Origin of the sequence: Mesorhizobium sp. B2-4-13 (assembly GCF_006658535.1) — a bacterium.
Classification (GTDB): domain Bacteria; phylum Pseudomonadota; class Alphaproteobacteria; order Rhizobiales; family Rhizobiaceae; genus Mesorhizobium; species Mesorhizobium australicum.
The window spans coordinates 94877-116486 of sequence record NZ_VFVB01000007.1 but is presented as its reverse complement, the minus strand read 5'-3'; the positions used below and the strand labels follow the sequence as shown (position 1 = coordinate 116486).

The window sequence follows — 21610 nt, the reverse complement described above, 5'->3', positions numbered from 1 at the left end:
CTCTTCTTATGATCTCGTTGGGCTAGCGGCCTTCAGCGGGTAGTGTTTCGGAAAAGCCGCCGACAGGAATTCATTGGCCGCCTGCAAGGAGGTCTCCCGCGTGGTGTCCTCGGTTCCCATCATCAACCGCAGCCACAAGCCTTCCAGCATGGCGCTGAGCGCCAGCGCCATGACCTGCGGCTCATAGGCGTAGCCGCCGCTCTGTTTCAGAGCCGCGCACAGGTCGATGAATATATTCTGGTAAACGGCATCCCGCGCGCTGCTCAGCGCCTGGTAGGTCGGCCGCGACTTGGCCTCTCCCCAGAAGGCGCACCATGCGGCAAGCTTGCGCTTGTTGCAGATGGAGCGGTCGAAATCGGCCGCGACGAGAACCTGGAGTTGACGCGCGGGATCGTCTCCTGCCTTTTGCAAGGCATTGCGCCAGTGCGCGGAATACTCGTCGTACATATATTGCAGCGTCGCGACGAGCAGCTTTTCCTTGCTCTCGAAATGGAAATTGACGATGCCGCGCGACAGGCCGGCGCCGTCGGCGACATCGGCCATCGTCGTTTCCGAATAGCCGCGCTTGGCGAGCGAATCGATCGTCGCCTCGATGAGCTGAAGCTGCCTGACCTCCTTCGAGGCCTTGCGCCCGCGCTTCTCGGATTCGGCTTTCCGCGCCGGTTCAAGAAGCGCGTCCCTGGCGTCTGCCGTTTTCATGCGTGTGATGGTCTCCAGCATCGCCGGCTATCCCTTTGCATCCGGCTTCCACCCGCGAAGATGAGTGGGACGGTGCTCGCACTGTCAAGCACCTTCTGCATGGCCTCCCAGCTCATGATGGCGGCCTCGTCATATTCCGGGGTGGCGTCTGCCATTCAAATCATCAGCCTCGGTTCCCAATGGACGGATTACTGGGTTCGAACGTCGGCAAAGCGTAACTCATGTCCGGAAAAACGCAACATCATTTGTTGAACATTCATTCAGTATGGCTGGACACAATGGCTGGTGCCGTGCCAAATTCCACGCATTAGGGGACAGATCACGCAGAAATGAAGAGCGGGAGCAGATGAGCACTGGGCCACAATGAAAGCTTGGGATGCGATCATCATCGGCGGCGGACACAACGGCCTGGTCAACGCCTGTTACCTGCAGCGCGCCGGCCTCGACGTGCTGGTTGCGGAGAAGAACGACTGGGTCGGGGGTGCGGCCACCAGCCGCGAGCTGACGCCGGGCTTCCTCTACTCCAACTGCTCCTACGTCTGCTCGCTGTTCCGGCCCGAGATCATGCGCGATCTGGAGCTCCCCCGCTTCGGCCTGCAAGTCATCTCCTATGAGGGCGGCGCGGTGTTCACCCGGGATGGCGATTACCTCGCCAACTACCGCGACCACGACGCGCACCGGCGGGAATTCGCTCGTTTCTCCAAAAGGGACGCCGAGGCCTATGACCGCTACGCCCGCGACGTGACGCGGCAGTGCCGCTTCATCCAGCCGCTGTTGATGCGCACCGCGCCGGATCCGACCAGTCTGCGCCCGCGCGACCTCGGCGAACTGCTCTATCTCGGCAAGAAATTCGCGGGTCTCTCCGCCGAGGAAATGGCGCTGACGCTGCGCTTCTGGACCATGTCGATCTCGGAGTTCCTCGACGAATATTTCGAGACTGACGTCATCAAGGCGAACTTCGCCCTGTCCGGCATCATCGGCACGGCACTCGGGCCGATGTCGCCTGGCACCGCTTACGTGCTGCTGCACCACTATATGGGCGAGGTCGACGGATCGGTCGGCGCCTGGGGCTATGCGCGCGGCGGCATGGGCGCCGTGACCAAGGCGCTGGCCGCCTCGTTCAAGGCCTCGGGTGGAATCATACGCACCGGCGCCGAGGTCGACCATGTGCTGGTGAGCCGTGGCAAGGCCAGGGGCGTCGTGCTGGCCGGCGGCGAGGAGGTTTACGGCAAGCTGGTCGTCTCCAATGCCGACGTGAAGCGCACCTTCCTGAAGCTGGTCGAGGAGAAGGAACTGCCCGACATCTTCCTGCGCCGGGTGAAGAACTTCAAGATTCGCGGATCCTCCGGAAAGGTCAACATAGCACTCGATTCGCTGCCGGAATTCCCGGCGCTGCCGAAGGATTCGCCGGTCTATCGCGGCGACATGCATTTCACCGATTCGATGGAGCGCATGGAGCGCGCCTATGACGACTGGAAGGCCGGCCGCTGGTCCGCCGATCCGTTCCTCGACATGGTCATCCCGACGACGCTCGACCCGACCATGGCGCCGCCAGGGAAACATTTCATGAGTTGCTTCGTGCAGTACGCTCCGCCCAAGATCGCTGGTCGCGAGTGGACGGACGCCGATCGTGACGGTTTTGCTGAAAGCGTGATTGCGCAGATATCGGATTATTCACCCGGGTTCCGCGACCGCATCGTCCATATGGAGGTGCGCACGCCACGCGAGATCGAGGCCGAGGTCGGCCTCACCGAAGGCAACATCTTTCAGGGCGAGCTGACCTTCGACCAGTTGCTGTTCAACCGTCCGGTGCCCGGTTATGCACAATATCGGTCGCCGGTCGGCGGCCTCTATATGTGCGGCTCCTCGACCCATCCCGGCGGCGGCGTCATGGGTGCGCCCGGCCGCAACGCAGCCGCCGAAATCCTGCGCGATCTCGCAAAATCCACCTCGCATATGAGCCCGGCCCATGACGTCATCTGATGCCATCGTCATCGGCGGCGGCCACAACGGGCTTGTCGCTGCCGCCACGCTGGCGAAGGCCGGCCGCAAGGTGCTGGTGCTGGAAGCAGGAGCCGAACCCGGCGGCGCCGCGCGGACCGAGGAATTTGCGCCCGGTTTTCGCGCTTCGTCCATCGCGCATGTGTTGAACCGGCTGCATCCCGATGTGGTGAAAACGCTGGAGCTGGAAAAGCACGGGCTGCAGATCGCTCGCGCCGACTTCCTGCCGTCGGTCGCATTGTCGAAAGATGGACCGCCGCTTGTCCTGCATGGCGCTTATGGCGAGGTGCTGACCGGCGCCAGTTCGTCGGAACAGTCCGCCTGGAAGGAATTGCGCGCACAACTGCTGCGCTATGCCGGCATCCTGAAACCCTTCCTGTCGCGCCGGCCGCCCGATCTCGGCGGCATGTCGCTGCTGGAGGCCGCTTCGCTCGGCCATACCGCGGTGGCGTTGAAGAAACTTGGCAAGGAAGACATGCGCGACTTTCTGCGCGTGCTTTTGATGAATGTTGCCGACCTGCTTGACGAACAGCTCGCCGATATCAGGCTGAAGGGGCTGCTCGCCTTCGACGCCACGCTCGGCAGCCATCTCGGCCCGCGCTCGCCGACCTCGCTGCTCGGCCTCTATTATCGTCTGAGCGGAGAGAGCGGCGGTGCGGCCGGAGCGCAATTGCTGCCAAAGGGCGGCATGGGCGCGGTGGTCGCCGCCATCCGCACGGCTGCCGAAAAGGCCGGCGTCACGATCCGCGCATCGGTGCCCGTCGCCAGGATCATTGTCGAGAAAGGCCGCGCCGTCGGCGTTGCCCTCGACAATGGCGAGGAGCTTCGCGCCCGAACGATCGTCTCGGCCATCAATCCGACGACCACCTTCCTCGACCTCGTCGGACCGCGCGAGATCGACACCGGCTTCGTGCGCAAGGTGAAAAACATCCGCATGAGGGGCGATGCCGCCAAGCTCCATCTGGCGCTCGACCGGCCGCCGCGGTTTGCCGGTGTCGACGCCGCCGGCCATAAGGGCCGACTGGTGATTGCGTCCTCTCCCGACCACGTCGAACGTGCCTTCAATCCATCCAAATATGGCGAGTTCTCGCCCGAGCCGGTGATGGAAATCACGCTGCCCAGCATCGCCGATCCGTCACTCGCGCCCGACGGCGCCTGCGTGCTGTCCGCCGTGGTGCAATACGCGCCCTATCGGTTGAAAGAGGGCTGGGATACCGGCAAGCCGAAATTCCTCAAGGCAATCATGGCCCAGTTGGAAGCCTATGCGCCTGGCGTCGGCAAGACGGTGATTCATGCCGAACTGCTCACCCCTGCGGACATCGAGAAGCGCTACCGCATGCCGGGTGGCCACTGGCACCACGGTGAATTGCAGGCCGATCAGATGCTGATCTCGCGTCCCGTGTCCGGCTGGTCGGGCTACGACACGCCGCTCGACGGGCTGTTCCTGGCCGGCGCGGGTTCGCATCCTGGTGGTGGAGTTTCCGGTGCGCCAGGATTGAATGCCGCGCGGCGCGTCATTGCGATGAAGGGGTGACTTGATGTCTCAACTGGCCGACGCTGCACTCCATGGCGCCATCATGACCCATCAAGCCTCCATTCCGTTGACAGCCCGCATCGCAGCCCAATCCCACTTCCGCACGCTGCGCCTCGGCACGCCGTTCCAGCCGCGCATCGATGCGCTGGCCAAGACCCAGGACTGGTACAATTGGGCCGGTTACCGCGCGCCGCATTCGCTTTGGGACGAGGAGCTCGAATACTTCGCCATCCGCAGTCAGGCAGCACTCTTCGACATCTCGCCGATGACCAAATACCGGATCGAAGGACCGGATGCCCAGGCCTTCCTCGACCGCGTCACCTTGCGCGATGTCACCAAGCTCAGGACCGGCCGCGTTCATTACACCGCTTGGTGTGACGACGAGGGTTTTGTGCTGGACGACGGGACGCTGTTCCGACTTTCGCCGACCCGCTTCCGGCTGTGTTCGCAGGAGCGGCGTCTGCCGTGGCTGCTGGACAGCGCCCTTGGTTTCGACGTCCTCGTCGAGGAAGAGACCGAGGCCGTCGCCGGGCTCGCCTTGCAGGGGCCCACATCCTTTGCTGTGCTGCGCGACGCCGGTTTTGCCGGTGTCGAGAGGCTGAAAATATTCGACCTTGCCGAATTTCCGCACGACGGCGGCACGGCCATAATTTCACGCACCGGCTTTACCGGTGATCTCGGTTACGAACTGTTCGTTCCGGCCGAAAAGGCGCTGAGCCTGTGGGACCGGCTGATGACAGCTGGGGAACTGCACGGCATCAGGGCGATCGGCTACACCGCCCTCAACCGTGCCCGTCTCGAGGCTGGGCTGATCGTCGCCAATGCCGATTTCACCACCGCCGAACACGCCATCCGCGCCGACCGCTTGCGCATGCCCGACGAGATCGGGCTCGGCTTCATGATTGACCTGGACAAGGGCCATTTCAATGGCCGCCGCGCCATCCTCGAGGCCCGCGCCAAACGCAAGCTTCGGCATGTCCTCGTCGGACTGGAGATCGAAGGCAACATCCCGGCCGAACACGCGATCGTCTATCACAGGAAGAGCCAGGAGGTCGGCCTGGTCAGCGCCGCCATGTGGTCGCCGATGGCCAAGCGCAACATCGCCGTCGCCTCGCTGGCGCGGCCCTATGGCGATACCGTCGTGGAAGACCTCTGGGTCGAGATCTACGCCATGCGCGAGCTGCAGTACCAGAAGCTGATGAAACGGGCCAAGGTGGTGGCGCGCCCCTTCATCAAGCTCGACCGCCGTACCGCCAATCCGCCGGCGGATTTCTGACCATGACCGAGGGAGCGGGCAAGCAACAGGAAGAAGGTGAAGCCGCCGAACAGTGGGAGCTGGTCAACACGCCGCTCGGCGAGAAATGGTCTGGCCGCACGCGCTATGCCGCCGCCATGTTCTTCTACAAGCGCGGCGAGATGAGCGCCGAGACGCTGGAGGTCTATCGCATTTGCGCTCGGCTCGATGCGGAAAACCCGCTGCCGATCATTCGCGATCGCGGCGTCGGCAAGGACTGGCTGAAGCGCATGGGCTTCGAATAAGGCGTCCTAACCTATCGTTCTTTCCAGCATGCTTAGCCAGTTGCGGTAGGCAATCTTTTCGATCAGCGCGCGGCCAAAACCGCGCGCCGCCAGCGCATCGATGAGTTTCGGCAGGCCGGCAACGTCGCCGATGACCGCCGGGATCATGGCGCCGTCGAAATCCGAACCGAGACCGACGCCATCCTCACCCAAAGCCTGCAGCAGGGAATCGATATGACGCACCATGATGTCGAGGCTGGTGTCGGCATTCATGCGGCCGTCCTCGCGCAGGAAGCCGGTGGCGAAGTTCAACCCGACCATGCCGCCGGAGTCGCGGATCGCGCCGAGCTGCCAGTCGGTGAGGTTGCGCGAATGGCCGCAGATCGCATGCACGTTGGAATGGGTGGCGACCAGCGGCGCATCGCTAAGCGCCGCGACGTCGCGAAAACCCTTCTCGTTGAGATGCGAGAGATCGATCATGATCCTCAGTTCATTGCAGGCCTTGACCAGCGCCTTGCCGGCATCGGTCAGGCCCGGACCGGTGTCCGGCGAGGACGGAAAGCGAAACGGCACGCCGTGACCGAACGCATTGGGCCGGCTCCAGACGATGCCGAGCGAGCGCAGGCCCGCGGCATGCAGCACGTCGAGCATGGTGAGTTCGGGATCGATCGCCTCGACGCCTTCGATATGGAACACCGCGGCGATCGTGCCTTGCGCCATGGCATTGCGCACATCGCCGGCGCTGCGGCAGATCGCCAATGCACCGGCGCGCTCCAGCCGGAAGAGGATGGACGCCATCGCGATCGTCGAGTTGAGCGCATCGGCGCGCGGCACCTCGGGCGGCAGCGGTTCGCTGTCGCTCGGCGCCGAAGGCACGGCGCTGCGCCGCGCTTTCTCGACCGGCGGCGGGAAGATGGCGAACATGCCGCCGGCGAATCCGCCGGCCCTGGCGCGCGGCAAGTCGATATGGCCGCCCGATTTCCCTTCGATGAACAGCTTCTCGACGTCCGCGTCTTTCGCCTGGTGCAAACGCAGCAGCGTGTCGTTGTGGCCGTCAAAGACGGGGACGAGGTCTGTTTCGGTCATATGGGGGATCATTCGGTCTGTTTGTCGGCGGGGCGATGTATCATATCTAGGCAAGATGTGCCGCCGGGGCAAATTACAAAGCCAACGGGACGGCAATGACCGCCCGTTTAGCTCTGTTCCTGCACATCCGCTTTGTGCTTGCGGACCCTACTGCTTCAGCACATCCGCCCATTCCGGGTGACGGCGGAACTGGGCGTTGGCGAACGGGCAGAGCGGGATGATCTTCTTGCCTGCCGCCCGTGCGTCCTCGACGGCACGGGTGACGAGCCGAAGCCCGGCGCCCTGACCGCGAAAGGCGTCCGGCACTTCGGTGTGGTCGATGATCAGCTGGTGCTCGCCGATTTTGGTGAAGGTCATCTCCGCCTCGGCGCCGCCGGCGCCGCGCAGCACGTAGCGACCCTTGGAGCCGCGATCTTCAAGTTCGATCTCTGGCAATTGATCGGGCATCTCTACACTCCTTGGGCGATGGTGGCGAAAAGCCGCCGCGCCGCTTCGATTTCGTTTGGCCGCACCTCGTGCCCGCCTTCGTGCCACTCCACTGTGACATCGGCTCCGTCGGCGCGCAAATAGGCTTCGAGCCGCGCCGTCAGGTTCGGCGGGCAGATCGGATCGCGCCTGCCGGCGGTCACCAGGATGTGACGACCGGCAAGGCTGCCCTTCACCTGCGGCTCGAACGGGATCAGCGGATGCATCAGCACCGTGGCGTCGAACAGGTCAGGGGTTTCGAACACCAGCGAAGCCAGGACGTTGGCGCCATTGGAATAGCCGAGGCCCAGCACGGCCGATGGCTTCGCCGCCTCGACATGGGCCTGGACGAAGCCCGCCATCTTGGCCGTGGCCCGCGCCAGGTCGTCCATGTCATAGACGCCCTCGCCGGTGCGGCGGAAGAAGCGCGCGGCACCTTGCTCCGACACATCGCCCCGCGGCGAGACAATGGTGGCCTGGGGCGCGAGATTGCGCCCCAGCGAGACAAGCTGGCTCTCGTCGCCGCCAGTGCCATGGAAAACGAAAAGCAGCGGACCACCCGGCGAACCAGGCAGCACCCTGTGGGCGTAAGCGTCCTTGCTCATCGTCTCAGCCCTCCAGCTTCTGCAGATGCTGTTCGAGATATGGCCGCAGATGCTGATGCTGCGTCGGCAGCTTCAGCGCCTCGCCGAGATGGGCGGTGTCCTCGTCCTTGTCGAAACCCGGCTCATTGGTGGCGACTTCGAACAGCACGCCGCCCGGCGTGCGGAAATAGATCGCCCAGAAATAATCGCGGTCGATCACCGGCGTCACCCCATAACCCGTATCCATCAGCGCCTTGCGCACTTCGAGCTGCTTGGCGCGATTCTCGACGGCGAAGGCGACATGATGAACGGAGCCGGCGCCGAGATCGGCGAAGGGTGCGGTCGGCAGCGTTTCGATATCGACGAAATCGGCGCCATTGCCGTTCTTGACGGCGAGCCGCCTGACATTGCCTGACTTGTCGACCTCCTCGTAACCCATGAACTTCAACAGCTCCTCGGTGGCGCCGCCATCCTTCAGTCTCAGCGAAACCGAGTGAAAGCCGCGGATCGCCTCGTCCGCGGCAATACCGCCCTTCACCCAGGGCGCTCTGCCGTCGGCCTTGTCCTCGACCAGTGCAAAGCCATCGCCGTCCGGGCCGGCAAATGCGAGCCGCTTCTCGCCAAAGCTTTCCTCGCGGGCGACATTGGTTACGCCTTCGTCGGTGAAGCGTTTTTCCCAAGAGGCGAGCGTGCCTTCCGGCACGGAATAGACCGTGGTGCCGACTTCGCCGACACCAGGACGGCCCTTGCCGATGTTGGGAAACGGGAAATAGGTCATCACCGAACCGGGTGTGCCGGCCTCGTCGCCATAATAGAGATGGTAGACGTCGGGCGCGTCGAAATTGACCGTCTTCTTGACCCGGCGCAGGCCGAGCTTGTGGGTGAAGAAATCATTGTTCTGCCGTGCATCCCTGGCCATCGAGGTGACGTGATGCAGGCCCTTGATCTGGTCGAGCATGGTCTCTGCTCCTTCCCTTGGTGTTTGTGCGGCCCTCGCCGCTCTCCTGGCCAATATGAGGATACGAGCGAGTATGGCAAAGGCTGCAAACACAGGATGGACTGTGCCTTAAAAGTGAACAATCCCAAGATCCTTGTTCACCGTTTAGCAAACAGCCCTGGTCTTGCGCGGTGGATGGAATCGGTTCCATGTGCGCATTCGACGTGCTGGAGAGGGGTAAGCGCAAGTGACTGGAAAAGGCAGGCGGCCGAATGTCCTTCTCATCACTTGCGACCAGTGGCGCGGCGATTGCCTGTCGGCTGTCGGCCATCCCCAGGTGAAGACGCCGAATGCCGATGCGCTGGCCGCCGACGGCGTGCTGTTCAAGCGCCATTACGGCGGCGCGGCGCCTTGCTCACCGGCCCGTGCCTGCCTCTACACCGGCCTCTATCAGATGAACAATCGTGTCTGCCGCAACGGCACGCCGCTCGACGCCCGCCATGGCAATATTGCGCTCGCCGCGCGCAGCGTCGGTTACGATCCGACCTTGTTCGGCTATACCGATGTGTCGCTCGATCCGCGCCAGCTTGCACCGGCCGATCCGCGGTTGCACAGCTATGAGGGTGTTCTGCCCGGCTTCACGGCGCGCCAATTGCTGCCCGAACATCAGAAGCAGTGGCTGTCCTGGCTGAAGCAGCAAGGCATCGATGCCGGCGCTGGAAGTCCTGACATTCATCGTCCGGTGGGCGAGGTCGACGGTGCGGTGACCGAAGCGCCACCCGTCTACTCCAGGGACCAGACGCCGACGGCCTTCCTTGCCGGCGAGTTCATCCGCTGGCTGGGCGAGCAGGACGAGGCCACGCCGTGGTTTGCGCATCTTTCCTTTATCAGCCCGCATCCGCCCTTCATCGTACCGGAACCGTACAACACTCAATACGATCCCGCGGACGGCCCCGCTTTTCACCGCGCGGAAAGTTGGCGCGCCGAATCTCAGGGCCACCCCTACGTCGCCTATGATCTCGATCGCCAAAAACGAGCGAAGTTCCGCCCCGGCGCCACGGGCAAGGTGCACGACTGGAGCGAGGATGATTTCCGCCGCATCCGAGCGATCTATTACGGCATGATCTCGGAGGTGGACGCGCAGCTCGGCCGCCTGTGGCAAGCGCTGAAGACCGAAGCCGCGTGGGACAACACCATCATCGTGCTCACCTCCGACCATGCCGAAATGATGGGCGACCACTTCATGCTGGGCAAGGGCGGCTATTTCGACGGCAGCTACCATATCCCGCTGATCATCCGCGATCCACGCCACCGCAAGGCCGCCGGCGGCGCTGTCGATCGCTTCACCGAAGCGGTGGACATTTTGCCTACGCTCATCGACCTGCTCGGCGTGGCTCCCGAACCGCACCTTGACGGATGCTCGCTGAAACCCTTCCTGAGCGGTGGAACGCCCGCCATTTGGCGCGACGCCGCGCACTGGGAGTTCGACTTTCGCTCGATCGCCGGCGGTGAAGCCGAACGGCATTTCGGCATCACCTCGCGCCAGTGCAACCTCGCTGTCATCCGCACGAAGAAATTCAAATACGTGCATTTTGGCGGCGGCCTGCCGCCGCTGCTTTTCGACATGGAGGACGACCCTGGCGAATTGAAGAACCTCGCCGGCAGCCCGGCACATCGTTCGACCCGGCTGGAATTCGCCGAAAGGCTGCTCGCCTGGCGGGCCGAACATCTCGACCAGTCGCTTGCCCTTTTGGAACTGACGGAAAACGGGGTGGCTGGATATTCCAGATCGCAAGCAGGGCGGTAGGGGGATTACCCTACCGCCCTGGATCCTTGCCTATCGAAGCATCTTGCCTAAGGAAGAACCCTTGCCTACCGGACGATCAGACGCTGCTCGTCCCGCTTCTGGGCGTAGGAGCCCTTGTCGTAAGCCGCTTGCTTCTCGAGTTGCTCCTTGGTGAAGGTCGTATAAAGGTACTTCTTGCCGTTCTTGTCGGTCATGAACTTCAAATTATCCATGCCGACCGCGACCTCCTTCTCGCCAATACCGAGGAAGCCGCCGACATCGACGATCACGGCGTCGGGTTTCTTGTCGGGCGTCAGCACCACATCGCCGATCTCACCCACCTTGGCGTCGTTGGCGCCATAGACCGTCGTGCCCTTCAGGTCGTCGCCCCTGATCTCTCCAACCGGCATCTCGGTAAGCTTGGACTTGTCGATGGCCGCGGTCTGTGTCTGGTCAGGAGCCGTGGCGTCAGCCGGCGCCGCCGCGGTCTTGTCCGCCGGAGCGGCGGCGGGAGCTGTCGCGGCGGACGGCGCCGCTGCGGGCGCGGTTGGCGCCGGTTCATTGGATGCCGTCGTTGCCGGCGCCGGATCATAGGCCTTGCGGTTGAAATCCGGCTGCGCCTGCAGCTCTTCCTTGGTGGTCTGCGCCACCAGCCAGCGGTCGCCGTTCTTCTGTGCCCACTGCGCCTTGGCGAAATCATAAGCCACGTTCTTTTCGCCCATGCCCAGGAACCCGCCGACGCCAATAATCAGCGACTGCGCCTTGCCTTCCTTGGTCAGCACGATGTCGTTCACATCGCCGATCTTCTGGGCGTCATCGCCGGTGCCGTTGTAGACATTTTCACCGATGATGTTTGTGGCCAAGTTGCCATCAGCCTGTTTGACCGGCTCGGCGTTCGTGGACTGCTGTGCGGTGTCGGTCGATGTGGCCGGCGCTTGTGCGGTCGTCGCTGCGGCCGGGGCCGGCGCGTAAGCCTTGCTGTCGAACTCCGGATGCGCCTTCAGTTCGTCCTTGGTGGTCTGCGCCACCAGCCAGCGATCGCCGTTCTTCTCGGCCCATTGCAGCTTGTCGTAGTCGAAGGCGACATTCTTGGTTCCCACGCCAAGGAAACCGCCGACGCCGATGACGACGGATTTCGCCATGCCGTCCTTGTCGAAGACCACGTCAGTGACCTTGCCGATATTCTCGGCATTGTCGCCAGTGCCATTGTAGACGGTTTCGCCGATGATGTTGGTGACGATGCTGCCTTCAGCGCGCGGTACCGGCGCCGTCGCGGCCGGCTCCTGGGCGGCGGGCTGGTTCGCGGGGGCTGGGGTTGCAGCGCTCTGCGCGAAGGCGCCGGTTGCAACCATTGTCGCAAGGGCGGTCGTCGCTAAAAGGGTGCGGATCATGATGGTCTCTCCTCGTGCCTGATTTCGTACATGCCGCGCCCGGTTGAACCCCTCGCTGGGGATCGGACGCGACATCTCTGCAGGTTCACAACGTCGTGACCATGCTGTTGTTCCGACAAAACCGCGATGGCCGAAGTCAAAATCCAAGAAGCGTATCTGACCGCCCGCTGCCGAAAACCAGGGTATGGCCATAGATTCCAGCCCTGCCGGAACTATTCCTGGTTTGCCGCGTTTCAGCCGTCGGCTGGGGTACCCCGGCCCGTATGAAGTGAGCAGCGGAGCGGGGCATGAAATTCGCAGCGGTGCTGAACCGGGACGGAGGCACCTTGCGCACCACCGATCTCGCCGCCTTTTCGGACCGGATGCGTCAGACGCTGGAATCGGCGGGCCACTCTCTAAGCATCGACATCGTTGCCGGCAAGGACGTCGTGGACACTCTCGACAGCGCTGCGTCGCGCCACACCGTCGACGTCGTGCTCGCCGGAGGCGGTGACGGCACCATCTCGGCCGCGGCCGCCAGGCTGATGGGCAGGAAAAAGGCGCTCGCCATATTGCCGGCCGGCACCATGAACCTGTTCGCGCGCGGCCTTGGTATTCCGCAGTCGCTCGATGCGGCGCTGAAATCCTTTGCCGACGGCGAAATCATCGCAGTCGACATGGCTACGGCCAATGGCCAGCCTTTCGTTCATCAGTTCTCGATCGGCATGCATGCCAAGATGGTGCAGCTGCGCCAGGGCATGGAATTCGGCTCACGCCTGGGCAAGATCGGCGCTTCCGCCAAGGCAGCCTGGGCAACGATCAAGAACCCGCCGGCAATGAAGGTCACGCTCGGCATCGGTGAAGCGGAGATGACTGCCCGCATATCCGGCCTCGGCGTGACCAACAATCTCTTCGGCGAAGGTCACCTGCCCTATGCCGACAATCCGGCCGGTGGCGTGCTCGGCATTTACGTCACGGTAGCGCAGCAGCGCGCCGAACTGGTCAAGTTTTTGTTCAACGTGGCGCGCGGCAAGTGGCGTGACAACGAACATGTCGAAATCCACCAGGCCGACAGGGTGACCCTCAAAATCCATTCCGGCGGCAGGAAATTCCGCGCCGTCATGGACGGCGAACTGGTCAGGCTCGATCGTGAGACGACGATCGAAATCAAACCTGGAGCGCTCAATGTGCTGGTGCCGGCCAGCGTCGCCCAGGTGAAGGCCGCCTGATGCTGTGTGAAGTCATCAAGGGACTGACTTCAGCCGGAGGGCGCCGGACTGGTGCTCGGCGGCGTGGGGACATGTTGCTCGTCGCTGTTCGGCGCCTTGATCAACACGCCGTAGATCTCGGCGACGCCCCAGGCGACGAGCACCAGGAGCAGTCCGGCGATCAGGATTCGGAACCCATGCCAGCCCCACCGCCCCTGACGCGCTTTGTTTTCGGGAATGTTCCTGGCCATGGCGGGTCCTCGTCTGGTTTCGCGTCGGCTGACGCGATCGGCAAATCACGCTCGGGTAACGGTCCCTCGCAAGGATGGTTCCGGCTGCAGGGCTGTCCCGGGCCGGCGACGGCGAGGACATCAGCGCAAGCCACGGGAACTTGGTTTGAATAGCAGCGTGGAAACAGCAGCCGATCTGCCGGCCGAGGTTGCGCGCGCCGTGCAGGACGAGCACCGGCTGGCCGTGTTGCACTGGCTTGAGATGCTTGATACGGCGCCCGACCCGGATTTCGACCGCATCGGCGGCTTTGCCGCCGCCGTGATGCGCGCGCCAATCGCCCTGGTCACACTTGTCGACCTCGATCGGCAATGGTTCAAATCCTGTTCTGGCATGGAAGAAACACAGATTACGACAGCCATTTCCTTCTGTGCGCACGCCATCGCCGCTGGCGATGAGCCGATGGTGGTGACGGACGCAGCGGCCGACCAGCGTTTCCACGCCAATCCGCTGGTGACCGGCAAGCATCATGTGCGCTTCTATGCCGGCGTCCCGATCATTGTCGCGGGAGCGCGGATCGGAACCCTGTGCGTCATGCACCGCAAGCCGTGTGCCCACCCGTCCCGGTCCAAGCTGGACCAGTTGAAAACGCTCGCTGGCCTCGCCGGCAGCCTGTTCACCCTGAAGCACGCGACCCGCACCGGCGCTGTCGCCGAAGCCGCGCTCGCGCGCGAGGAAAAGCGGCGCGCCGTCGCCCTCGATGCTGCTTCGCTGGCAAGTTGGGCCTGGGACGTCCGCACCGACGTCATCGACTGCGACGTCCGATTGCCGGAATTGTTCAACCTGCCGCGCTCGACAAGGTTGCGGGCCCGCGATGTTCTGACAGCCATCGATCCACGCGACGTCCACCAGACCGAAACCAGCTTTCGTGATGCCTTGACCGGCAGTGACGACTATTTTGGCGAATACCGGGTGAATGGCTTCCATCCACCGCGATGGGTGGCCACGCGCGGCCGTGTCATCGAGCGCGATGGCGAAGGCAAGCCGACGCTGATTTTCGGCGTCAACTACGACATTTCGGAACGCAAGCTCGGTGACGAACGGCAACGGCTCCTGCTGCGTGAACTCAACCACCGGGTCAAGAACACGCTGGCGACGGTCCAGGCGCTGGCGACGCAGACCGTGCGCCATGCCCGCCAGCCGAGCGAATTCCTCAAAGCCTTCAGCGCGCGGCTTCAGGCCCTGGGTATCGCCCATGGTCTGCTGTCCGACCGCGAGTGGCGCGGTATCGGCATCCGCGAACTCGTCCAGATCGAGATCCGGCCTTTCGACAACGCCGCCCAGCCGCGGCTGGCAATCTCGGGCGCCGATCTGCTGCTGTCGCCCGATCAGGCCGTCGGCCTCGGGCTGATCTTGCACGAACTGGCCAGCAACGCGCTGCAGTATGGGTCATTGTCGGTCGCGTCAGGCAAGGTTGATCTCGACTGGAAAGCGCAAGGCAAGAATGGTGACAGGCGCCTGGTGTTCACCTGGCGCGAAAGCGGCGGTCCTGAAGTAGCGCCGCCCGAGCGGCAAGGCTTCGGCTCGATCATCATCCGGCGCAGCCTGGCCAAGGTCATTTCGAGCGAAGTAACCCACGAATTCCGGCGCGATGGGGTCTTCGCCGAAATATCGATGCCGCTGGAAGATCTGTCGAGATGACGTGAGCATGGCCGCCGGCGCGACTACCCCTCGCCGGCATCCGGGTGGTGGTCGGTGTCGGACTTCACATTCTCGCGGTAGATGGCATAGGCCGCGAGTGCCACGGCCGGACCAAGAATAACCCCGAGCCCACCTTTTCCCTTGAGCCCACCTTTGAGCCCACCTTTGAGCAATGCCGGCAGCACAGCGAGCGCGGCCGTAATGCCGATCGCTTTCATGTCGGTCTTGCGCCGCCTAGCCTCGCGGCGCATCCGCGTGCCCGACATCAGCCGATGGGTCAAAAGAACAAGGCCTGCGATGACCAGAAAGCCGACACCGAAACCAAGCGCCGCCGCCAGCGATCCATAGCGGGCCGATGCCCAGATATAGGCCGCGCCGACCAGGAAGCCGATACCGCAAAACACCGCCAGCGCGGCAAGCATATAGACGATGGCCGCCGTCCGTGCTCGACGTATGGCAGCCATGGTTTCGCCCGAGGCGAAACCCGAGAGCAACGAGGCCAGCAGTCCCATCTCGGCGGAACTAGCGACGCGTGAGCAGCGCGAACAGGAAGCCGACGCCCGCGGCGATAGCCAGCGACGTCACCGGCTTTTCGCGTACGCTTGCCACCATCTGCGCCTCGATATCCCTGGCATTACCGCGCAAGCTGTCGAAGGCGGCCTCCCCTTGGGCGCGCAACTGTTCGACGCCTTCGGCCGCCGCGCGCCGCGCCGTGCCGTAGCCGTGTTCACCGGTCTTGGCCAATTGCTTGGTGAGCTTGTCGATATCGGCCTTCAACTGCCTGATGTCGGCTTCCAGATCCGGATTCGTCCGCGCTTCGTTGGCTGTCTTCCCTGCGACGGTGGCCATTGCTTAACTCCTTGTGATTGCTCGATTTCAAACGCGCCTTGCGTCTCAAGGTTCCGATGTCGGGACAAACTACCCGAAAACCCGGTCACGCGCACCCGATCCGCCCCGGCAAGGTGTCGGTCAGATCAGCGGCCGGCGGCCCTCGGACAGCCCCTCCCAGCCGGCGAGCTGTTTCAGACCTTCAATGTCGACGACGCCGCAACCGCCGTCGCGCCAGACGATCAGCTGACGGTCCATCAGCTTGCGGATCGTCTTGTTGGTGTGAACCAACGACAGGCCAAGCGTATCGGCGATGTGCTGCTGCGTGATCGGTATCTGGATGGACTGCGTGCCGTTCAGGCCCACGACCTTGGCGCGGCTGGCGATGAAGGCGACAAGATAGGCGGCGCGTTCGATTGCGCTGCGGCGGCCGACACTGAGCAGGTTCTCGTCCAGCATCCGCTCTTCACGCGAAGCGATCCAGGTGATGTCGTAGGCGAGGCCCGGATGGTTGCGGTAGATCTCGAGCAGATTGTCGCGTTCGAACACGCAAAGCAGCATTGGCGACAGCGCCTCGACGGAATGCTGCATTTCCCCCATGACGCTGCCTTGCAGACCGATGAGATCGCCGGGCATGAGGTAATTGAGGATCTGCCGGCGGCCGTCCTGCAGCAGCTTGTAGCGGAACGCCCAGCCGGACAGCACCGTGTAGAGATGCGCGCTGTGGCTTCCTTCCACGAGAACCGTGGCACCCTTGTCGACCGCGAGTTCTCCCTTCTTGAACTTGCTGATGAAGGCCAGCTCCGGCTTCTCGAACTCCCGGAACACCGGCAGGGACCGCAACGGGCATTGCTCGCAGGGGTATTGACGGCTTGAGGAAGAGCGCCCGGTCTGGCTCGGCATTTCGACCCCCTGCGAATGCCTGCCGTGAGCAGGTCTGTTTTTGCGTGTTGCCGAGATCGGCCTGTCGGCGGATGTCTTTTTTAAATGACAACACACCAAATTGCGATCATGACTCCCGGCGTTTCAAGGAGCAATTGCCTGTGCCCCAATTACTTGATGGATTGCGCATTCTTGTCCTGGAGGATGAATTCCTCATCGCCATGGATGTCGAGCAACTCTGCCGTGACCACGGTGCAGGCGAGGTGGTGGTTGCCCGCGATTTGGCCGAGGTCGATGGCCGGAAGGTCGCGAAGGATTTCGACGCGGCCATTGTCGACCTGATGCTGGGTGGCGCCTCGACGCTCGAATTTGCCGCGGGCCTTCGTGAGACCGGCGTCCCGTTCGTGTTTGCGTCCGGTTATTCGGATGCGGATGAGATCAAGGCGTCCTTCCCGGGGGTGAGGCTGGTCACCAAGCCCTATTCGGGCGAAGACCTCGTCGAGGCCGTGGCGCTGGCCTATGGTCGCGGCTCCCCTGGCTGAGACTGACGCGACAACGTCCGAATCGCCGTTATGCGGCCCCGCATTTCAATGCGCGGCCGTCCCCGTGACCTGAGCCGAAATCGCGTCGGGGCCATACTCGTCCTCACCTGAGATTTTCAGGATTTCCTGCAGGCGCGTGCGGGCCCTGCTGACGCGGCTTTTGATCGTTCCGACCGCGCACCCGCAGATTTCGGCGGCCTCCTCATAAGAAAAACCCGATGCGCCGATCAGGATGATGGCTTCGCGCTGGTCCTCCGGCAATTGCTCGAGTGCCCCGCGAAAATCCTTGAGGTCGAGCTGGCCGTGCTGGGCCGGGTGCACTGCAAGCCGGGCCGTCATGATGCCGTCGCTGTCCTGCACCTCGCGACCGCGCTTGCGCATTTGCGAATAGAATTCATTGCGCAGTATCGTGAAAAGCCATGCCTTGAGGTTGGTGCCGGGCTGGAAGCTTTCATGCTTGTCCCAGGCCTTGACCAACGTTTCCTGAACGAGGTCATCGGCCTTGTCGGCATTCTGCGTCAGCGACACGGCAAAGGCCCGCAAGCTCGGGATCGCCCCAAGCAGATCGGTCTTGAAGCCTTGGGAGACCGCTGCCATGTCCCTAGTCCTTCTTCTGTGCGGGTTCGGCCTGTTCCAGTTGGCTGAGCAACTGGGCGAAGCGATCCGGCACATTGTCGGAGACCAGCTCGTCGTAATATTGTTTGAGTTTGCGTCCGATTTCGGAATTCGGCCCTAACGGATCGCCGTCGCCGTTCCGGCGCCTGCCCGTGACGCCAGCCAGAATATCTTTGGTCATGTCCTTCATTTCGCCCTTTATTTCCCAGAACTCAAGCCGCTCACAACACAACACAAGGCAAGCGGCACCCTCGTCTGGTTGCCCATCCCGGCACTAAACGCCATTGCCGGTGATTCGTTCCATATCGGCGGAACTTTTTCAGAAAAGCGGCGTTGTTTCCCACGGGGCTTGCAATCGGCATAGCCTGGAATCCGTTCAACGGTCATCTGAGGGAGACGTCTATTATGAGCTTGTCCGCCACCATCGCTCCGCATCTGCCGTTCCTGCGGCGCTTTTCGCGTGCCGTCTCGGGATCGCAGGAGAGCGGCGACGCGCTGGTCGCCGCGATGCTTGAGGCGATCATTGCCGATGTCGACATCTTCCCCGAGGCGTCGAGTGACCGGATCGCACTATACAAGGTTTTCGCCAAGCTCTTCACATCGGTTGCCATCCGCGTTCCGCAAGAGCAGACACAGGCGGGCTGGGAACAGCGCGCGGCCGCCAATCTCAATGCGATCGCGCCGCTTCCCCGCCAGGCCTTCCTGCTGGTTGCCGTCGAAGGTTTCAGCGAGGACGAGGCGGCCGAGATCCTCGATGTCGGCGACCAGCAGTTCTCCGAGCTGCTTGCCCAGGCAAGCAACGAGATTTCCCGTCAGGTGGCGACCGACGTGCTGATCATCGAGGATGAGCCGCTCATTGCCATGGATATAGAGGAGATGGTCGAGAGCCTCGGCCATCGGGTGGTGGGCACGGCGCGCACCCATGCCGAAGCGGTGACGATGTTCGGCAAGACCCGACCGAAGATGGTGCTGGCCGACATCCAGCTCGCCGACGGCAGCTCGGGCATCGAGGCGGTGAACGAAATCCTCTCGTCGACATCGGTGCCGGTAATCTTCATCACCGCTTTTCCCGAGCGTCTGCTGACCGGAGAGCGTCCGGAGCCTGCTTTCCTCGTGACCAAGCCGTTCAATCCCGACATGGTGAAGGCGCTGATCAGCCAGGCGCTCTTCTTCGACCGGCAGGCCAAGGCCGCTGCATAAATCGCGGCCTCCGCGAGCCGGACAAGGACATAAAAGGCCACTGGCTGCGACGCATTCGGTGGCCTTCTTGACAAGCCGGATCGGCCGCCAGCGAATTTCCAGCCCGCGCTGCCTGGAACGGTTTGCAAGCATCGGCTTTTTCGGCGAATGGTGGAACAAACCGCATTTACCCACGTTTTCACCGTATCATTGGAAGGAGATGAACCATGCTTTACTGGGCGCTCGTATTTCTCGTCGTGGCGATTATTGCCGGCGCGCTTGGTTTCGGCGGCATCGCCGGCACATCCGCCGGTATCGCGCAGATATTGTTCTTCATCTTCCTCGCATTCCTGGTCATTTCGCTTTTGGCCGGCCTTTTCAGACGGGCGTGAGCCTGGCGACTGAATAGAGGAACACTGGAAGCCGCACCCCTCAAACGGTTTCCAGCCACCGCCGGGCGGCGTCCTTTACTGGACGCCGTCCGGCGGACCGCTTTAGGAAGGGTGGTTATCCCGATTCATTTGGAACCGATGTGGCAGGTGAGCGGTTCAGTCTGAGTTGGGGTGGACAGGTTGACCGATGCGCTCGAGGACTTCAGATAGAGAGGAAGGCGCACGGGGCGATGAAGTGATCGCCTTGCATCCCGCGGAGAGCGGCATGCAGCTTGGCCGGGCTCTTCTCCACGCGCTCCACAATGCCGGCATTTCCGTCCTCTATCAGGATCGCGAGATGAAGACCGTGTGGGCCCGCAACATGCGCGCCCCGTGGGCCTCCGACGATGTCGATGGCAACGGCATTTTGCCGACGGCGCAGACCGACCGCATCGGCGCCGCCAAGCGCGATGTGATCGCGACCGGCAATCCCCAGCGCCTTGAAATCAGTGTCCCGGTCGAGAATGGCGTTCGCTGGTTTCAGATTTGGGTCGACGCGGACCGAGGCGACGATGGCGATGTACAGGGCGTCGTCACCACCATGGTCGAGACGACCGAGCAAAAGCGGCGTGAACAGACGTTGACGACGCTGCTGCGGGAAGTCAGCCATCGCTCGAAGAACCTCCTGGCGATCATCCAGAGCATCGCGACCCAGACCGGTCGCTATTCCGACGGCATCGGCGATTTCCTGACGCGCTTCCGCGGCCGGCTGCAGTCGCTGGCCTCCTCCCAGGATCTGGTGACATCCTCCAATTGGCGAGGGGCAGCCCTTCATGAACTGGTGGCGGGCCAGGTCGGCCGCTATGGCGCGAACCCGTCGCACAGCCTCCGTTTTCGTGGCGCCAATCCTTACCTCAATCCCAACGCCGCACTGCATATCGGGCTGGCGATGCATGAACTTGCCGTCAACTCGTTGAGCTACGGCGCCCTGTCCCGGCCGGATGGCTTCGTCGAGGTCACCGCCCAACTCGACGCTGCTGCCACGGGGGAGGTTGCGCTGTCGCTGACATGGGCCGAAACGATAGAAGTCAATCGCGGTGGTGGCGGTCAACGGCGATTCGGCAGCGTCGCGTTGGAGCGGGTGGTGCCGGCATCCCTGAACGGAACCGCGAACCTGGATATCGGCGAGGGCCACCTCGAATATCGCCTTGTCGTGCCGCACAGCAATTTCGAGACGCAGTGAGAGCCTGGCAAACAACAATCCTTAACCGGCTGTTCACCATAAGCGCGGATGCTGTTTTTCCCAGATACCGTCGGAACCTGCCCCGCCTTCGGAGATTGTTGGCAGGCTCGAAGCACGGTACGGGAGGAATGTCTTGACGATTGCCGACATGAACAGATTGGAACAAGCCGCCCGTATTTCGATGGGCGAATTTCTGGAATCCGAACCCTCCATGGAGGCACTCCCTGAAGCAGGTAGGGGGTTGATGAAGGGGATCGTTCTTGCCGCGGCCGCGATCATGGTGCTGGCCATTTTCTGGCAGTTGACCTGACTAAATCTGCTCTCCTCTCCGTCGCGCCAATTGAAGTCGCCGGGCAGGCCAACGCCGCGGCGTGAGGAGCCGCGGTTTTCTCCGAACTATTCGCGTAACGCCGTTGGAATGACAGGAACTTTTTGACGATGCCGGCCGTTAATGCGGCCAGAGGAACATCTGTCATGGAACACATAGCCGCGTTGTTGCTGGTGATCGGTTGCTCGAACACGATGGCCGAATGTCGGGAATTGCAGGTCCCTGTCAGTGTTTTTGCGACTGCTGACGAATGCACCGCTGAGCGCCCCTTCGCGATGGGCGACGTGCAGGGGCAGGCGCAGCATGTCGTCGCCAAATGCCTCGCGGTCGATCCCGCCTTGGAGGACGACTACGATCAGATTGTCTGGAAGGTGCGGCCAGATGGTAGTCTTGACGCTTCGTTGGCCGTATCCAACGTCGTCATGGCATCGAACACGAACCGCCCAGAAAAAGACGACCTTAGCCAACAATAAATTGCAGCAGCAAAGGCCGTCGTTTCGTGCTA

Annotated in this window: 25 protein-coding genes; 13 read left to right on the top strand and 12 right to left on the bottom strand. The window is 62.8% G+C overall.

From position 1 onward, the window contains the following. Window positions 1–6: 6 nt before the first annotated feature. A complete protein-coding gene (gene betI / locus FJ936_RS19900; protein ID WP_140662953.1) occupies window positions 7–720 on the bottom strand; it encodes a transcriptional regulator BetI in 714 nt (237 codons plus the stop codon). Window positions 721–1062: 342 nt separating this feature from the next. Here betI and FJ936_RS19895 point away from each other — a divergent pair, with 342 nt between their 5' ends. From FJ936_RS19895 to FJ936_RS19880, 4 genes are read left to right on the top strand one after another with little or no spacing between them, the layout of a single operon-like run. Beyond that, a complete protein-coding gene (locus FJ936_RS19895; RefSeq protein ID WP_140616744.1) occupies window positions 1063–2682 on the top strand; it encodes an NAD(P)/FAD-dependent oxidoreductase in 1620 nt (539 codons plus the stop codon). Beyond that, complete coding sequence (locus FJ936_RS19890) at window positions 2669–4234, top strand: NAD(P)/FAD-dependent oxidoreductase (protein ID WP_140789820.1); 1566 nt, start codon at window positions 2669–2671, stop codon at window positions 4232–4234. Before FJ936_RS19895 ends, FJ936_RS19890 begins: the two co-directional genes overlap by 14 nt. 43 nt (window positions 4235–4277) lie before the next feature. After that, complete coding sequence (locus tag FJ936_RS19885; RefSeq protein WP_141906914.1) at window positions 4278–5510, top strand: aminomethyltransferase family protein; 1233 nt, start codon at window positions 4278–4280, stop codon at window positions 5508–5510. Between the two features lie 2 nt (window positions 5511–5512). Beyond that, window positions 5513–5773, top strand: coding sequence for a hypothetical protein (locus FJ936_RS19880; RefSeq protein WP_140616742.1), 261 nt, complete (start codon window positions 5513–5515; stop codon window positions 5771–5773). 6 nt (window positions 5774–5779) lie between these two features. On the opposite strand, the gene FJ936_RS19875 is transcribed toward FJ936_RS19880, so the two are convergent. From FJ936_RS19875 to FJ936_RS19860, 4 genes are all read right to left on the bottom strand, one after another. Further along, on the bottom strand, window positions 5780–6838 hold the full coding sequence (locus FJ936_RS19875; RefSeq protein WP_140616741.1) for a dipeptidase: 1059 nt from the start codon (window positions 6836–6838) through the stop codon (window positions 5780–5782). 147 nt (window positions 6839–6985) lie between these two features. Further along, a complete protein-coding gene (locus FJ936_RS19870; RefSeq protein WP_015315410.1) occupies window positions 6986–7285 on the bottom strand; it encodes a GNAT family N-acetyltransferase in 300 nt (99 codons plus the stop codon). 2 nt (window positions 7286–7287) lie between these two features. Beyond that, entirely contained in the window at window positions 7288–7908 is a 621-nt protein-coding gene (locus FJ936_RS19865) for an alpha/beta hydrolase (RefSeq protein ID WP_140789818.1), read from the bottom strand. Window positions 7909–7912: 4 nt separating this feature from the next. Next, complete coding sequence (locus FJ936_RS19860) at window positions 7913–8845, bottom strand: VOC family protein (protein WP_140712723.1); 933 nt, start codon at window positions 8843–8845, stop codon at window positions 7913–7915. Window positions 8846–9071: 226 nt separating this feature from the next. Here FJ936_RS19860 and FJ936_RS19855 point away from each other — a divergent pair, with 226 nt between their 5' ends. Further along, window positions 9072–10631 carry an alkaline phosphatase family protein gene (locus tag FJ936_RS19855; RefSeq protein WP_140789816.1) on the top strand — a complete coding sequence of 520 codons (1560 nt, stop codon included), beginning with the start codon at window positions 9072–9074 and terminating at the stop codon, window positions 10629–10631. 65 nt (window positions 10632–10696) lie between these two features. Here FJ936_RS19855 and FJ936_RS19850 read toward each other — a convergent pair whose 3' ends face one another. Next, window positions 10697–12001, bottom strand: a complete 1305-nt coding sequence (locus FJ936_RS19850) for a PRC-barrel domain-containing protein (RefSeq protein ID WP_015315406.1) — start codon at window positions 11999–12001, stop codon at window positions 10697–10699. 287 nt (window positions 12002–12288) lie between these two features. On the opposite strand from FJ936_RS19850, the gene FJ936_RS19845 reads away from it, so the two are divergent. Beyond that, window positions 12289–13209, top strand: a complete 921-nt coding sequence (locus FJ936_RS19845) for a diacylglycerol kinase family protein (protein ID WP_140662967.1) — start codon at window positions 12289–12291, stop codon at window positions 13207–13209. A 29-nt stretch (window positions 13210–13238) separates the two neighbouring features. Here the strand turns inward: FJ936_RS19845 and FJ936_RS19840 are convergent, their stop codons facing one another. Further along, window positions 13239–13439, bottom strand: coding sequence for a hypothetical protein (locus FJ936_RS19840; protein ID WP_023774118.1), 201 nt, complete (start codon window positions 13437–13439; stop codon window positions 13239–13241). 145 nt (window positions 13440–13584) lie between these two features. Between FJ936_RS19840 and FJ936_RS19835 the strand changes: the two genes are divergently transcribed. Beyond that, window positions 13585–15117, top strand: a complete 1533-nt coding sequence (locus FJ936_RS19835) for an HWE histidine kinase domain-containing protein (protein WP_140789814.1) — start codon at window positions 13585–13587, stop codon at window positions 15115–15117. Between the two features lie 23 nt (window positions 15118–15140). Here FJ936_RS19835 and FJ936_RS19830 read toward each other — a convergent pair whose 3' ends face one another. The 3 genes from FJ936_RS19830 to FJ936_RS19820 form a co-directional block, all read right to left on the bottom strand. After that, window positions 15141–15629 (bottom strand): hypothetical protein, encoded by a 489-nt coding sequence (locus tag FJ936_RS19830; RefSeq protein WP_140789812.1) that lies wholly within the window; start codon window positions 15627–15629, stop codon window positions 15141–15143. Window positions 15630–15639: 10 nt separating this feature from the next. Beyond that, complete coding sequence (locus FJ936_RS19825; protein ID WP_015315401.1) at window positions 15640–15966, bottom strand: DUF883 family protein; 327 nt, start codon at window positions 15964–15966, stop codon at window positions 15640–15642. 120 nt (window positions 15967–16086) lie between these two features. Then, the gene (locus FJ936_RS19820; RefSeq protein ID WP_140789810.1) at window positions 16087–16848 is read right to left on the bottom strand and encodes a Crp/Fnr family transcriptional regulator; all 762 of its coding nucleotides are present in this window, start codon (window positions 16846–16848) and stop codon (window positions 16087–16089) included. Between the two features lie 140 nt (window positions 16849–16988). Here FJ936_RS19820 and FJ936_RS19815 point away from each other — a divergent pair, with 140 nt between their 5' ends. Next, the gene (locus FJ936_RS19815; RefSeq protein ID WP_167331110.1) at window positions 16989–17369 is read left to right on the top strand and encodes a response regulator; all 381 of its coding nucleotides are present in this window, start codon (window positions 16989–16991) and stop codon (window positions 17367–17369) included. Window positions 17370–17414: 45 nt separating this feature from the next. Here the strand turns inward: FJ936_RS19815 and FJ936_RS19810 are convergent, their stop codons facing one another. Both FJ936_RS19810 and FJ936_RS19805 read right to left on the bottom strand, forming a co-directional pair. Beyond that, entirely contained in the window at window positions 17415–17966 is a 552-nt protein-coding gene (locus FJ936_RS19810; protein WP_010911883.1) for an RNA polymerase sigma factor, read from the bottom strand. 4 nt (window positions 17967–17970) lie between these two features. Further along, window positions 17971–18174 carry a NepR family anti-sigma factor gene (locus tag FJ936_RS19805; RefSeq protein WP_140616734.1) on the bottom strand — a complete coding sequence of 68 codons (204 nt, stop codon included), beginning with the start codon at window positions 18172–18174 and terminating at the stop codon, window positions 17971–17973. Window positions 18175–18389: 215 nt separating this feature from the next. On the opposite strand from FJ936_RS19805, the gene FJ936_RS19800 reads away from it, so the two are divergent. The 5 genes from FJ936_RS19800 to FJ936_RS19785 all read left to right on the top strand — a co-directional run bounded on the left by FJ936_RS19800 (window position 18390) and on the right by FJ936_RS19785 (window position 21578). Continuing rightward, window positions 18390–19184 (top strand): response regulator, encoded by a 795-nt coding sequence (locus FJ936_RS19800; protein WP_015315397.1) that lies wholly within the window; start codon window positions 18390–18392, stop codon window positions 19182–19184. Window positions 19185–19390: 206 nt separating this feature from the next. Further along, window positions 19391–19555 (top strand): DUF1328 domain-containing protein, encoded by a 165-nt coding sequence (locus FJ936_RS19795; RefSeq protein WP_010911886.1) that lies wholly within the window; start codon window positions 19391–19393, stop codon window positions 19553–19555. A gap of 187 nt (window positions 19556–19742) precedes the next feature. After that, window positions 19743–20777 (top strand): sensor histidine kinase, encoded by a 1035-nt coding sequence (locus tag FJ936_RS19790; protein WP_140712711.1) that lies wholly within the window; start codon window positions 19743–19745, stop codon window positions 20775–20777. 133 nt (window positions 20778–20910) lie between these two features. Then, complete coding sequence (locus FJ936_RS30555; protein WP_015315395.1) at window positions 20911–21087, top strand: hypothetical protein; 177 nt, start codon at window positions 20911–20913, stop codon at window positions 21085–21087. Window positions 21088–21251: 164 nt separating this feature from the next. Continuing rightward, a complete protein-coding gene (locus FJ936_RS19785; protein WP_015315394.1) occupies window positions 21252–21578 on the top strand; it encodes a hypothetical protein in 327 nt (108 codons plus the stop codon). Window positions 21579–21610 lie beyond the last annotated feature (32 nt).